This is a genomic window from Paenibacillus sp. 3LSP (assembly GCF_032465655.1).
Lineage (GTDB): Bacteria > Bacillota > Bacilli > Paenibacillales > Paenibacillaceae > Fontibacillus > Fontibacillus barengoltzii.
Window position 1 is genome coordinate 1 of the sequence record NZ_JAWDJI010000230.1, and the last position, 14,594, is coordinate 14,594.

11 protein-coding genes are annotated in these 14,594 nt (G+C 56.6%); all 11 read left to right on the plus strand.

Annotated elements, in window-relative coordinates; all coding sequences use genetic code 11:
* A partial coding sequence (locus RW092_RS19955) for a lipid II flippase MurJ (protein ID WP_316011074.1) occupies positions 1–813 on the plus strand: 813 nt, incomplete at its 5' end.
* A 127-nt stretch (positions 814–940) separates the two neighbouring features.
* Positions 941–2,437, plus strand: coding sequence for a bifunctional methyltransferase/pyrophosphohydrolase YabN (yabN, locus tag RW092_RS19960; protein WP_316011075.1), 1,497 nt, complete (start codon positions 941–943; stop codon positions 2,435–2,437).
* Between the two features lie 195 nt (positions 2,438–2,632).
* Positions 2,633–2,905, plus strand: a complete 273-nt coding sequence (locus RW092_RS19965) for an HU family DNA-binding protein (RefSeq protein WP_009226339.1) — start codon at positions 2,633–2,635, stop codon at positions 2,903–2,905.
* Positions 2,905–3,186, plus strand: coding sequence for an RNA-binding S4 domain-containing protein (locus RW092_RS19970; protein WP_009226338.1), 282 nt, complete (start codon positions 2,905–2,907; stop codon positions 3,184–3,186). The genes RW092_RS19965 and RW092_RS19970 overlap by 1 nt, the downstream gene beginning before the upstream one ends.
* Positions 3,187–3,669: 483 nt before the next feature.
* Positions 3,670–4,728 (plus strand): [FeFe] hydrogenase H-cluster radical SAM maturase HydE, encoded by a 1,059-nt coding sequence (hydE, locus tag RW092_RS19975; protein ID WP_316011076.1) that lies wholly within the window; start codon positions 3,670–3,672, stop codon positions 4,726–4,728.
* Between the two features lie 104 nt (positions 4,729–4,832).
* Positions 4,833–5,825, plus strand: coding sequence for a 2-oxoacid:acceptor oxidoreductase family protein (locus tag RW092_RS19980; protein WP_316011077.1), 993 nt, complete (start codon positions 4,833–4,835; stop codon positions 5,823–5,825).
* 61 nt (positions 5,826–5,886) lie between these two features.
* On the plus strand, positions 5,887–8,178 hold the full coding sequence (locus tag RW092_RS19985) for a thiamine pyrophosphate-dependent enzyme (protein ID WP_316011078.1): 2,292 nt from the start codon (positions 5,887–5,889) through the stop codon (positions 8,176–8,178).
* 37 nt (positions 8,179–8,215) lie between these two features.
* Positions 8,216–8,719, plus strand: a complete 504-nt coding sequence (nuoE, locus tag RW092_RS19990) for an NADH-quinone oxidoreductase subunit NuoE (RefSeq protein WP_016314692.1) — start codon at positions 8,216–8,218, stop codon at positions 8,717–8,719.
* 16 nt (positions 8,720–8,735) lie between these two features.
* Positions 8,736–10,622 carry an NADH-quinone oxidoreductase subunit NuoF gene (gene nuoF / locus RW092_RS19995; RefSeq protein ID WP_316011079.1) on the plus strand — a complete coding sequence of 629 codons (1,887 nt, stop codon included), beginning with the start codon at positions 8,736–8,738 and terminating at the stop codon, positions 10,620–10,622.
* An 18-nt stretch (positions 10,623–10,640) separates the two neighbouring features.
* Positions 10,641–12,377 carry an NADH-dependent [FeFe] hydrogenase, group A6 gene (locus tag RW092_RS20000; protein ID WP_016314690.1) on the plus strand — a complete coding sequence of 579 codons (1,737 nt, stop codon included), beginning with the start codon at positions 10,641–10,643 and terminating at the stop codon, positions 12,375–12,377.
* A 43-nt stretch (positions 12,378–12,420) separates the two neighbouring features.
* Positions 12,421–13,857, plus strand: coding sequence for a [FeFe] hydrogenase H-cluster radical SAM maturase HydG (gene hydG, locus RW092_RS20005; RefSeq protein ID WP_316011080.1), 1,437 nt, complete (start codon positions 12,421–12,423; stop codon positions 13,855–13,857).
* The last annotated feature ends 737 nt before the right edge of the window (positions 13,858–14,594 follow it).

Here is a 14,594-nt window from a genome sequence, read left to right on the forward strand (position 1 = left end):
CGGCTGCTCTCCGCCCATGGGGAAGAGCTGCGGATCATGGCCCAGGTGGGGATATACAACCGCGGTATCCCGCTGGTTCAGCTCGTCACGATGCTGGCGACGTCGCTGTCGGTCTTGTTTGTGCCCGCGATGGCTGAGCTGCAGATGAAGGGAGACACCGAAGCGATTCGGCGTCAGGTGCAGCTGGCCTTACGCTGGTTCTGGCTGATCGGCCTGGCGGCTTCGCTGGGCCTGGCCTTGCTGGCCGCGCCCATCAACGTCATGCTGTACGAGGATGCGGCGGGATCGGCCACCCTGGCTTGGGTGGCCTGGACGGCGGCGCCCGGCGCGCTGGTCGCGGCGACGAGTGCCCTGCTCCAGGGCCTCGGCCACGTGCGCGCCCCGGCGCTGCACCTGCTCGCTGCGGCATTGCTCAAGACCGCGTTGAACGCGGTGCTCGTGCCGCAGCTTGGCATCACCGGCGCCGCCATCGCCGGCGTCGCCGCGTACGGCGCCGCAGCGGCGTTGAACGCCGCGCTGCTGCTGCGCCGGGTCCAGCTGCGTCCGCGCCTGCGGGACGCGCTGGGGCGCCCGGCGGCGGCCGCGCTGGCGATGGCCGCCGCGGTGCTGGCGCTGCGCCTCGCCGCCGCCGAGCTGCCGATGGGCCGCGGGGTTGCCGCGGCGGTGAGCCTGCTCGGCGTGCTGCTTGGCGCAGCGGTGTTCGTCGCAGCCGTGCTGCGCACCCGGCTGCTGAGCGCGGCAGAGCTGAGCGCCCTGCCGCGGGTTGGCCCGAAGCTGCTGACGCTGCTTCGAAAGCTGCGGCTGCTGCCATAGCGCTTCGCCTTGGCGCAAGGGCCGTACGAAGTTGAACTTCGCGGATGTGGCGCAGAAAATTTCAGTTTGACCGCCAGCAATGGTATAGTAATAACATGCTGAACGGACAGGGAGTGAAAGGCATAACATGAGCGCAACCATTACGGTAGTCGGCCTCGGCTCGGGAGATCCCGACCGGCTGACCTTAGGCAGCCTGAAGCGGCTGCAGGAGGCGGGAGAACGTTACGTCCGGACGAAGGACCATCCGGTGGTGGATTGGCTGGAGGAGACGGGCGTTCATTTTACTTCGTTTGACGAGGTGTACGAAGCGAAGGACGATTTTCCTTCCGTTTATGAGGAGATTGCCTCCAGACTGTTGGCGCGGGCCAAAGCAGGTCAGGAGGGAGAGCATATCGTGTACGCCGTTCCCGGGCATCCCCAGGTGGCCGAAGCGACGGTGAAGCTGTTGCGGGAGCGCTGTCCGGAGCAGGGAATCTCGCTCGATATCATCGGCGGGGAGAGCTTTCTGGACGAGGCTTTTGTTCGCCTGGGCTTTGATCCGATCGAAGGATTCCTCCTGGTAGACGCCTCGGAGGTTCGAGGGGAAGCGATTGACCCAAGACGGCATACGCTAATTGGACAAGTCTATGACCAGATCACCGCTTCAGAAGTCAAGCTGGGGCTGATGGAGCTGCTGCCTGACGATTATCCGGTCGTTGTGGGACATGCCCTTGGGGTAGCGGGACAAGAGCGGATCGAGCGCGTTCCGCTGTTTGAGCTGGATCGGATTACGGGTTACGGGAACCTGTCCCTGGTCTATGTCCCAGCCAGCGAGGACGATACGCTGCGTAACCGCAGCTTCCAGCGGCTTCATGAGATCGTGTCGATATTGCGCAGCCCGGGCGGATGCCCATGGGATCGCGAGCAGACGCATGAATCGATCCGCAAAAATCTCATCGAAGAAACCTACGAGGTGCTGGAGACGATCGACGACGACGATCCCGACCACATGCGCGAGGAGTTTGGCGATCTGCTGCTGCAAATTATGCTCCACTCTCAGATGGAGGAGGAGACGGGCACCTTTACGGTGTATGACGTCATCCAGGAGCTAAATGAGAAGCTCATTTACCGTCATCCGCATGTCTTCGGCAATTTGAGTGCCGAGGATGCTGAGGCAGCGCTAAACAACTGGGAAGCGATGAAGGCCGAGGAGAAGAAACGCAAAGGCATCCAGCCGGAACGCCAATCAGTCATCAGCGGGGTGCCGCGCGATTTGCCGGCTTTGATGAAGGCGTACAAGCTTCAGAAGAAGGCGGCCAAGGCCGGATTCGACTGGGAAGACATCGACGGAGTATGGTCCAAGCTGGAGGAAGAGATCCGCGAGCTGAAGGAAGCCGTCGCGCAGAAGCAAGATGTCGAGGCGCAGGAGATGGAACTGGGCGACGTATTGTTCTCGGTGGTGAATGCGGCTCGCTATATCGGGGTGGATCCGGAGCAAGCCCTCTCGCGGACGATCCGCAAATTCACGGAGCGGTTCCATTATGTGGAGGATCGGCTTCGTGATCTGGGCAAAACACCTGGCGACAGCACATTAGCTGAAATGGACAAATTATGGGACGAAGCTAAGTCGAAAGAACGGGAATGATGGGAGAAAAGGACTAAATTTCAGTTTTTTTGCGAAAAAAGCAAAAAAAGTTCCCTGAGAGTGCAGGATTTTTCAAATCAAGCAAGAATACTCTTACAAAGATAACCATCTGGTGCTTGGTAGGCTTGAAGGCAGGCCTGAAGCCTATAGTGCCAAGGTATCACCTATTTCTTTAATTATTGGGAGGCATTATTAATGAACAAAACAGATCTGATCAACAACATTTCCAGCAAAAGCGGTTTGACGAAAAAAGACGTTGAATCCGTATTGAATGGTTTTCTCGGCGAAATTACCGATGCACTGGCTAGCGGTGACAAAGTTCAACTGATCGGCTTCGGTACGTTCGAAACTCGCAAACGCTCCGGTCGTACGGGCCGTAACCCGCAAACCGGCAAAACAATCGAAATCCCAGCTTCCACTGTTCCAGCATTCAAAGCGGGCAACAAACTTAAAGAAGCTGTAAAATAATGCGTCTCGATAAATTCCTGAAGGTATCGCGGTTGATCAAGCGGCGCACCGTGGCGAAGGACGTCTCCGAACAAGGCAGAGTTCTGATCAACGGGCGCGAATCCAAACCGAGCAGTACGGTGAAGGTGGGAGACGAAATTACGGTTCAATTCGGCCAGAAGCTGGTGACCGTGCGCGTCGAACGTCTGGTCGAAACGACTCGTAAGGATGAAGCTGCTTCGATGTATACCTTAATCAAGGAAGAGCCGATCGCCAAAGAGACCGGTCTGGACTGGTCCTGACATAGTGACGCTCAGAGCGTGCTCCGTTTCTTCGGGGCATGCTCTTTTTTTACCTCACAAGAGTGTAAAAAAAGTCCTAGCCAAACTGTGAATTCATGGTAATATAGTAAATACACTTCTTAGAAAACTCCTCTTGTATCAACCTCATGTCGAAATCATCGACGCTGCGCACACGGCACACATCCACGAATCACAATCGCACCTAACGATCAAGCAACTTTCCATCGAACGAACCATCGAACGAACCATCTTCCGATCATCAAACCACCAACAGACGCTGTAACCATCCAACTTAACAACAGATCCTATCGTCGCTTGAGGTCGCAGATCACTATGAAGAAACCGGGGTGATTCAATCAACGAGGACAATTTAAAACGCTTTCAAAGTGAAAATATTCACAATTATTTCGTCCATCATTTTTCACGACAGCCATAGGGTATACCAAGGTCCATAATCCAGTCTATCCAAAGGATGATTGCCTGATGAAACAGCTCGTGCACAAGCTCTACGCGCGGGGGGAGCTCTCCAAGGAGGAGCTCGTCGATCTACTGGAGCATATGGATGTCGAAACGCGCAAGGAGCTCTTCCGCTTGTCCCGTCTCAGGCGGGAACAGGCTTATGGGGACAAGGTGTATTTGCGCGGTTTGATTGAATTTTCGAGCTATTGTCGGCGGAACTGCTTGTATTGCGGACTGCGGGCGGGGAATCGTGAGGCGGAGCGTTATCGGCTCAGCCCGGAAGAGACTCTCGAGTGCTGCCGGGAAGGATACGAGCTGGGCTTTCGCACGTTTGTGCTCCAGAGCGGGGAGGACCCCTGGTATACAGCCGATCTGCTGGCTTCCTTAATTCGTGGCATCAAGGGCGAGTTTCCGGATGCAGCCATCACCTTATCCATCGGCGAGCGGGAGGCGGACACCTATCGATTGCTGTATGAAGCGGGGGCGGATCGCTTTTTAATGCGTCATGAAACCGCTTCCCGGAGGTTATACCAGGAACTGCATCCTTCGATGTCCTTTGATCACCGGCGCCAATGTTTGGAGACACTGCAATTGATCGGCTATCAAGTGGGAGCAGGCTTTATGGTCGGGTTGCCCGGCCAGACGGCGGAGGATTTAGCGGAGGACTTGATTTATCTCCGAACGCTCAACCCGGACATGATTGGCATTGGCCCGTTTATTCCCCATGACAAGACGCCGCTTGGTCAGGCGAAGGCCGGATCGCTGGAGGATACGCTGGTGATGGTCGCGCTGGCCCGCCTATTCCTTCCCGAAGCCTTAATACCCGCGACGACTGCGCTCGGTACGTTACACCCGCAAGGCAGGGAGCTGGCGCTGAAGGCCGGGGCCAATGTGGTCATGCCCAATCTGTCACCCGTTGCCGTCCGCAAGAAATACGCCTTGTACAACAACAAAATCTGCACGGGGGATGAATCCGCCCAGTGCAGGCATTGCCTTGAGCTGAGGATTGAAGCCGCAGGCTTTTCCGTAGATATGGGAAGGGGGGACAGCTTGAAGGCGCTGGCAAGCCGACATCATGCGTAGTCCATCGTTTGCCAAGCAGTCGATTGAGCCAAAGAAAAGCGGCAGTTTCATTTTGTTATTACTCGTGAAATATTTCACAACAAAACGTAGAGGAGACGTGGCGAATGAGCATTTTGACTAAAACCAATGACCTTGGCTTTTTTGAAATTCGGCTGGAATCCATCGGCGGGCTCGGTGCCAACCTGGCTGGGAAGATGCTGGCGGAATCCGGGGTGCTGGGGCTTGGCCTAAACGGTGCCAGTTTCTCGTCCTATGGTTCGGAGAAGAAGGGTTCCCCGGTGAAGAGCTTCATCCGCTTCTGTGAGCCGGACGTGGAGATTCATGATCACAGCCCAATCGAGGAACCCCACGTCATTGGCGTGTTCCACGAAGCGCTGCACAAGACGGTCAATGTCCTAAGCGGCTTAAAGCCTGACGGGATCGTGCTGGTGAACTCGACCCGCGATTTTGAGGAAATACGGCGCGATCTGAAGTTTCCTTACGGGACACTGGCGGTGGTGGACGCAATGGGGATCGCCATTGACGAACATACGAAGGTGAACACCTCAATGCTGGGGGCGTTGTTCCGGATATGCGATTTTCTCGATCCAGATTCGATGCGCGAAGTGATTAAGCATACGTTCCAGAAAAAATACCCGCACTTGGTGGAGCCCAATTTACGCACATTTGACCGGGGATATCATGAAGTGCGTTTCCAGACGATCCCGGCTCCCGAAGGGGTACAAGGGATGCAATTCGAACGGCCGCGGCCGCTGCTCGGTTATAAGACGCAGGCTCTAGGCGGCATCATCCGGGCACAAGGCAATAGTCTGCTGAAGGATTTGAGCGGGTCCCGGCAGGGATTTGTACCGGAGTTGGATCCAGACAGCTGCATTCATTGTGCCAACTGCGACTCGGTTTGTCCTGATCTGTGCTTCGTGTGGGAGACCGGGGAGGACAAGAAGGGGCGTCCGCAAATGTTCTTGAGCGGTATCGACTATCAATATTGCAAAGGTTGTCTGAAATGCGTGGAAATCTGCCCAACGGGGGCGCTTAGCATGCGTCGGGAGGAGCCGGGATATGCCGACAGCCACCGCGTTGCTCACGTCTTTCAGTAGAGTTTTTTCCAAGGTCAAAGTGTATGGAACTCGCAGAAGAGCCTAAAGGAGGACTTTATCGATGTCTATAACCGAAGAGAAAATCACAAAAATGACGCTGGCGGAACAAACGACGGCCTTCGAATCAGGCAATGAAGCGGCAGCTATGGCGGCGGCTCAGATCAACTACCATGTGATGGGGTATTTTCCGATCACCCCGTCCACGGAAATCGCCCAAATTCTAGACCAGAAAAAGGCGCAAGGCTTGCATGATATCCAGCTGATTGCGGCGGATGGGGAGCATGGCTCGGCGGGGATCTGTTATGGGGCCGCACTCGCTGGGGCTCGGGTGATCAATGCGACCAGCGCCAACGGGTTCATGTACATGCTCGAACAGCTGCCGGTCCAGTCCGGAACGCGGTTCCCGATGGTGCTGAACTTGGTGACGCGTTCGATCAGCGGTCCGCTGGACATTCGCGGTGACCACTCCGATTTGTATTTTGCGCTGAACACTGGCTGGTTGATCCTGACGGCGAGCACCCCGCAAGCAGCCTACGACATGAACATCATGGCGTTGAAGTGGTCGGAACATCCAGAGGTTCGGCTGCCAGTGATCGTTGCCTATGACGGGTTCTTTACGTCCCATCAGAAACGGAAATTAAGTTATTTCAAAGACGCCAAGACGGTTCGGGCGTTCGTAGGGGATACACCGCCGGTTGGATTTGATCACGTCGTTGATCCGGCGCAGCCGATTTCGGTTGGTGCGCATATGAACGGCGACGACCTGTTGAATAACCACTACCAGCTGCACTTGGCTCAGGAGCGGGCGGCCGAAGTGTATCAACAAATCGCTGCTGAATTTAAGGCGATGTCGGGACGTGACTACCCGGTGCTCGAACTGTATCAAATGGAAGATGCGGAGGTCGCTTTATTTCTGCTGAACTCGGCGGCGGAAACAGCCAAGATCATCGTAGATAAGCTGCGGGGGCAGGGGGTTAAAGCAGGGCTCATTCGGCCCAACGTCATTCGGCCCTTCCCGGCGGAGGAGATCCGCACCGCGCTGCGGGGCGTCAAAGCGCTGCTGGTGGGCGAACGCGCTGATTCCTACGGCGGTAAAGGCGGCAATATGACGCATGAAATCCGCTCCGCGCTGAAGTTGGATCCGGCGAATCAAACGATTGTGTTGTCCCGCGTGTTTGGTCTGGGCGGCAAAGACTTCTATCCGGATGAAGCGGAAGCGTTCTTCAACCTGGCTATGGAGGCGATGAACCGAGGCGAAGCCGCGGTACCGTTTGATTATTTCGGGCAGGTCCCCGGTGATCCGGTGCACGAGCTCAAACCGATCTTGACGCCGCAGCACGGTGATGCCTTTAACAGCGGGCTGATTCAAGTGACGCCGGATGAGGTGACCGGCAAGCTGAAGGTGAAGGTGCCGCCGCTGCGCAGTCTGACAGCGAAGCCGAAGCGGCTGGCGCCGGGCCATGGGGCATGTCCGGGTTGCAGCGCGATCTCTTCGTTGGAGCTGTTTTTCAAAGGGATTGAAGGCGATGTGGTTACGTTGTTCCAGACCGGCTGCTCGTACGTTGTGACGGCTGGCTATCCTTATACCTCGCATAAGCAAACGTTCATCCACAACCTGTTTCAGAACGGGGCTGCCACCGTGGCCGGCGTCGTTGAGGCGTTCTGGGAGCGGAAGCGCCGCGGGGAGATCGATGTTTCGGATAACGTGACCTTCATCATGGTGACCGGTGACGGCGGGATGGACATCGGTATGGGGCCGGCGATCGGCTCGGCGCTGCGGAACCACAAGATGATTATTTTGGAATACGACAATGAAGGGTACATGAACACGGGCTCGCAGCTCTCCTACTCCACGCCGCTGGGGCATCAGACTAGCACGTCCGGCGTAGGCAAGGCGCAGAAAGGGAAGGGATTCCACCACAAGGATACCCCGCAGATCATGGCGGCGACCAATATCCCGTATGTGTTCACCGGGGCGGAAGCCTTCCCGCAGGACTTGATTATGAAGGCAGCCAAGGCGCAGTGGTATGCACAACATGAAGGCTTGGTTTACGGAAAAGTGCTCAGTACCTGCCCGCTCAACTGGCGGTCTGAAGATCAGCTCGGGACGAAAATCCTGCAAACGGCGGTAGACTCCTGCTTCTTCCCGCTGTACGAAATCGAGCATGGCGTTACGAACATTACCTACAATCCGGAGGCGAAGAACAAGCGGATCTCACCGCAGGAATGGTTGAAGCTGATGGGCAAAACGAAGCACATGCTGCATGACCAGGAGCTGCTCGATGCCTTTGAGGAAGAGGTTAACCGGCGTTGGGAACGGCTTAAGCTGAAGCACGAAAGCCCGCTGCTTTAAGGTCAGCATTCGTTTGATGAAGGGAGAGTAAGCGAGGATGGAAGAGACTTGTCGTTGTGCGAAGGACGAGGAGCGGCTGCAACGGGTGGAGGAAATCATCAATCAGTTCCGCCAGCTGCCGGGTGCGTTGATTCCGGTGCTCCATGAGATTCAGGATATGTACGGCTATCTGCCGGAGGAAGCGCTGCAGATCGTATCGCGGGAGCTGGGCATGTCGATGGCTGAGATTTACGGGGTGGCGACGTTTTACTCGTTTTTCTCGCTGGAGCCCAAGGGAGAGCATATCATCCGCGTCTGCATGGGGACAGCTTGTTACATTAAGGGCGCACAAGGCGTACTGGATCGCCTGAGTCAGGAGTTGAACGTTCCGGTTCAAGGGACAACGGCCGACGGAAAATTCACGTTGGAAGCCACCCGTTGTCTGGGAGCTTGCGGTTTAGCCCCGGTCATGACCATCGGAGAGAAGGTGCATGGCCGGCTGGCCCCCAACGAAATACCGAAAATACTGAAGCAAATGCGCACGCCTGTACAGACGCATTAGAAGGGATGGTGGAACGATGAAAACGTTGTTGGATCTCGAAGGCATTCGAACGGCGCAGCTTCACCGCCTGGTGCGACGGAAGCTGGGGAAGGTTGAGGCGGTCGACGGAGGCGTTGCCGAGTGTTCCGTTATGATATGCGGCGGCACCGGCTGTACCTCTTCGGACTCGATGTTCATTGCGGAAGCCTTCGAGCAAGCGGTGGCTGCCCAAGGGATTCAGGACAAAATTGAGATCGTCCGGACGGGCTGCTTTGGGCTGTGCGAGCTGGGGCCGGTCGTGATCATTTACCCGGAGGAGGTGTTCTACAACCGGGTGAAGGTGAAGGATGTGGCAGAGATCGTCGACAAGCATCTGCTTCAGGGCAAAATCGTCAATCGCCTTGTGTACTCACAGTCGTTGGAGAAAGACGGGCGGATCAAACCATTGCATGAGGTTGATTTCTTCCGCAAACAGCAGCGGATTGCGCTGCGGAACTGCGGGACGATTGATCCGGAGGACATTGATGAATATATCGCCATGAATGGATATAAAGCGCTGCATAAGGTTCTGACGACCATGGAGCCGGCAGAGGTCGTGGCCGAGGTGAAGGAAGCTGGGCTTCGCGGACGCGGGGGCGGCGGGTTTCCGACCGGGGTGAAGTGGGAGACGGCGGCGAAGCAGCGGACGGGGCAAAAATATGTGATCTGCAACGCCGACGAAGGCGACCCGGGCGCGTTTATGGACCGCTCGATCCTGGAGGGCGATCCGCACTCTGTGCTGGAGGGCATGGCGATCGCCGGCTACGCCATCGGGGCGAATCATGGCTTCATCTACGTACGGGCGGAATATCCGATCGCCGTGCGCCGGGTGCAGGCGGCGATTAAGCAGGCCCGGGATTACGGGTTGCTGGGAGATGACTTGTTTGGAAGCGGCTTTTCTTTCGACATTAGCGTTCGTCTGGGAGCCGGGGCGTTTGTCTGCGGGGAAGAGACCGCGCTGATGAACTCCGTCGAAGGCAAGCGCGGCATGCCAAATCCAAAACCGCCGTTTCCGGCCGTCAGCGGGCTATGGGGGCAGCCAACGGTGATCAACAATGTGGAGACGCTGGCCAACGTGCCAATCATTTTGCTCGAGGGCGCTTTGTGGTATGCGAGCATCGGAACGGAAAAAAGCAAAGGCACCAAGGTCTTCGCTTTGGGCGGCAAAGTCGTCAACACCGGGCTGGTAGAGGTGCCGATGGGGGTTACGCTGCGCGATGTGATTTACGAAATCGGCGGCGGGATTCCCGGCGGCAAAGCGTTTAAGGCGGTGCAGACCGGGGGGCCGTCCGGCGGTTGCTTAACGAGCGAGCATCTCGATCGGCCGATCGATTACGATACGCTGCTGAGCTTGGGGTCGATGATGGGCTCGGGCGGCATGCTCGTGATGGACGAAGAGACGTGTATGGTCGACGTGGCCCGATATTACCTTGATTTTACGCGGGACGAATCGTGTGGGAAGTGCGCGCCTTGTCGGATTGGCACCAAACGCCTGCTGGAGATTTTGGAGAAAATCACAGAGGGCAAAGGGACGATGGAGGATTTGGATGCGTTAGAGGACCTGTCCGAGCAAATTAAGGCGGCTTCGCTGTGCGGGCTTGGCCAAACGGCGCCGAATCCGGTGCTGTCCACGCTGAAGTATTTTCGCGAGGAATATCTTGCCCATGTGGTCGATAAGAAGTGCCCTGCCGGTGTGTGCCGCTCGCTGATTACGTACACGATCGATGAGGAGAAATGCCGCGGCTGCACCCTTTGCGCCCGGAAATGTCCAGCGGAAGCGATCTCGGGCGAGATGAAAGAGCCGCATGTCATCGATCCGCAGCTGTGCATCAAATGCGGAATTTGCTTCGACAGCTGCAAATTTGAAGCGATCTATAAGAGCTGAAAGGGGGAGAGTTCGAGCATGGATACGGTGAAATTGTGGATTGACGATATTGAAACGGAAGTGCCGAAGGGCACGACGGTGCTTCAAGCTGCCCGCGGATTAGGCATTCATATTCCTACCCTTTGTCATCTGCAGGGCATGAACCATCCGTCCAGTTGCCGCGTCTGCTTGGTGGAATCGGGCCCCCGCCTGATCGCTTCGTGTACGCTGGTGGCCGAGGACGGCATGCGGATTCGGACGAATACACCGCGGGTGCGGAAAGCCCGCAAAACGACGGTTGAGCTGATTCTGTCGGATCACCATCGGGAATGCCTCACCTGCCTGCGCAGCGGAACCTGCGAGCTGCAGGAGGTGGCGAATCAGATTGGGGTGCGTGATGTGCGATATGCGGGAGGCCAAGCACGGTCGACGGTTGATTTCTCGTCGCCGTCGATCGTGCGTGACACATCCAAATGCTTGCTGTGCGGCCGGTGCGTCTCGGTGTGCAGCGAGGTGCAAACTGTGGGGGCCATCGGGTTCATGAACCGCGGGTTCAATACGGTGATTGGGCCGGCTTTGGGGCGGCCGATCGGCGAATCGGTCTGCGTCAACTGCGGTCAATGCATCATGGCTTGTCCGGTTGGCGCGTTGCAGGAACGGGAGAATGTGGGCGATGTATGGCAGGCGATTGCTGATCCGCATAAATTCGTTGTTGTGCAGACGGCGCCGGCGGTACGCGTTGCCTTGGGCGAGGAGTTTGGGATGCCGATCGGCACGCGGGTGACAGGCAAGATGGTCGCCGCATTGCGCCGGCTGGGCTTCAATAAGGTGTTTGATACCGATTTTGCAGCCGACTTAACGATTATGGAGGAGGGCACCGAGCTGATGCATCGGTTGGCCACCGGGGAGAACTTGCCGCTGATGACCTCCTGTTGCCCAGGCTGGGTGAAATTTGTGGAGCATTTCTTTCCGGATATGAGGGAGAACCTCTCGAGCTGCAAATCGCCGCATGAGATGGAAGGGGCAATGATCAAGAGCTATTTCGCCCAAATGATGGGGATCGATCCGGGGAACCTCGTGGTGGTGTCGATCATGCCGTGTACGGCGAAGAAGTTCGAGGCGCAGCGCGAGGAGCTGGCTCACGAGTCGTTCCCGGACGTCGATTACGTGCTGACAACCCGGGAGCTTGCGCGGATGATCAAAGAGGCGGGGATCGATTTTGTGAACCTGAAGGGTGAAACATTCGACAATCCGTTTGGCGAAGCCTCGGGAGCTGGCGTGATCTTCGGTGCCACCGGCGGGGTGGCCGAAGCGGCGCTTCGCACCGTGTTCGAGCTGATTGCCGGCGAAGAGCTGGAGACGGTGGAATATACCGCTGTGCGCGGGATGGACGGCATTAAGGAGGCGACAGTGGAGCTGCCGGACGGGCGGATGATCCGCACGGCGGTAGTGCACGGGCTTGGCAATGCCCGCAAGCTGATGTCGATGATCCAGTCCGGTCAGCGCCAATACGAATTTATCGAAGTGATGGCTTGTCCGGGCGGTTGTATCTGCGGCGGCGGGCAGCCGATCGTTGGCGCGAGCCTGCGGGATACTCTTGACGTGAAGGCTGCTCGTGCCAAGGCGATTTATGATGAGGACGAAGCGTCTACGGTGCGCAAATCGCATAAGAACCCGTATATCCAGCAGATTTATCGCGAGTTTTTGGAGGAGCCGAACAGTCACAAGAGCCATCAGTATTTGCACACGCACTATTTGGTGCGCTCCCGTTATTAAGGGATTTAGAAGTGATTACGGCATCTTACAGGGAGGGATGGGGATGAGCAGGTCAGAGCAAAGGCAGGCGGCGGAGTTCATCCGGGATGAGACCATTGTGTCAGCGCTCGCTTACGGGTCAAGGCTAGCCCGCGACCGTAAGAAGGTGCTGGCGATTCTGGAGCGTGCCCGGACTGCCAAAGGCATCAGCGCAGACGAAGCCGCTGTCCTGTTAAATGTAGAGGACGATGTGTTGCTAGAGGAGATCTACCATGCAGCTCGCGAGGTGAAGGAACGCATTTACGGGAATCGGATCGTCTTGTTCGCTCCTTTATACGTCAGCAACTATTGCGTTAATAATTGCGAGTATTGCGGCTATAAGCAGTCGAATAAGGATATGGTTCGGCGGCGGTTAAACCGGGAGGAGTTGATTCGGGAAGTCGAAGTGCTGCAGCAACTGGGGCATAAGCGGCTGGCACTGGAGGCCGGAGAGGATCCGGAGCATTGCCCCATCGATTACATCCTGGAATGTATTGAAACGATCTACTCCGTGAAAGTCGATAACGGGAGTATTCGCCGAGTTAATGTCAATATCGCCGCGACGACGGTGGAGGATTATCGCAAGCTGGCGAACGTCGGGATCGGCACGTATATCCTGTTCCAGGAGACGTACCACCGCCCGACCTACAGCCGCATGCACCCCAAAGGGCCAAAACGCGATTACGACTGGCACACGACGGCGATGGACCGCGCGATGCAAGCTGGGATCGATGATGTTGGCGTTGGAGTACTGTACGGGCTGTATGATTACAAATACGAGACGATCGCGATGTTGATGCATGCCGAGCACTTGGAGGCTACGTATGGCTGCGGGCCTCACACGGTTTCTGTCCCTCGCCTGCGGGCGGCGGAGGGTGTCGATCTGAACAGCTTCCCGTATCTGGTGAGCGATCATGAGTTCAAGAAGATCGTGGCTGTGTTACGGCTCGCGGTGCCTTATGCCGGCATGATCTTGTCTACCCGCGAGGATTCGAAGTTCCGGGACGAAGTCATTAAGCTGGGCATCTCCCAGATCAGCGCAGGCTCGTGCACTGGCGTCGGCGGCTATACGAGCACGTACGGCGGCGAGGGCCAAGGAAGGACATGCGGCGATACCGCCCAGTTCGAGGTGGGCGATCACCGCTCGCCGCTGGAGATGATCAAGTCGCTGTGCCGGGATGGCTATATTCCGAGCTACTGCACCGCTTGTTATCGGGAAGGGCGGACGGGCGACCGTTTCATGCGGCTGGCCAAATCGGGCCAAATTCACAACATCTGCCATCCGAACGCACTGCTCACCTTGCAGGAGTATTTGCTGGATTACGGCGATGATGAGGCTCGGGAGATGGGCGCAACGCTCATCAAAAACAATCTTCGCCGCATCCCTAAAACCTCCGCACGCGATGCGACCCTTAACCGCCTGCAACGCCTTAAGGAAGGCGAGCGGGATTTGTACTTCTAGCTGCTCGGCCTTTAGGAAAACCAAAACCTTCAATGCCACCTTAGCGGATGGCGTTGAAGGTTTTTTGGCGCTAAGGGCGGATCAGCTGCGTAAGAGCCCCGGCTGATGCTTTATGAGGTGTGCTGCTAGTGGGCGGGCGTTAGTGGCTATCGCCTGCTGCCTTTCAGCTAACGCTAGAAGCAGCTGACAGCGTGCGGCGAACGCCTTCCGCCTGTTGCTCACGGTTGACACGTTTATTGCGCCGGGCTCTCCCCTGGCTAACGCTTGTTAGAACGCTTATTTGGGAGAAAAGAGGGAAATTTCAATTCTAACGCTTGTCAGGAAGCTTATTTGCGTCAAATGACCTCATTTCGAGGGCGAATCGGGCAAATAAGCTCTCGCATAAGCGTTAGATTCTCAAATCCCTTGTTTTGGGCGAAATAGCGTTGCTGGTAAGCGTTAGAGGTGAGGCGCGCTGTGGCGTGGTTACCCAATAGCGTTGCTGACAAGCGTTAGAGTTCCGGGGCCGTGGTTGTTAGTGACCCGCCCGCTGTCTATGGTGCTGTTGTCTCTCTGCTTTGGTGCTTCTGTTGTCGCTACCGTTGTTGCTATTTCGCTACTACTGTCGCTAGCTAAGATGAACGTAAAACAAAGACAGCCCTCCAAATTGCTACATCTCGTAGGTTAAAATGGAAAGTGTAACCCAAACCATTTCAGAGCTACATAGCAAAGGAGAGCTGATACTATGCAGTCTACCA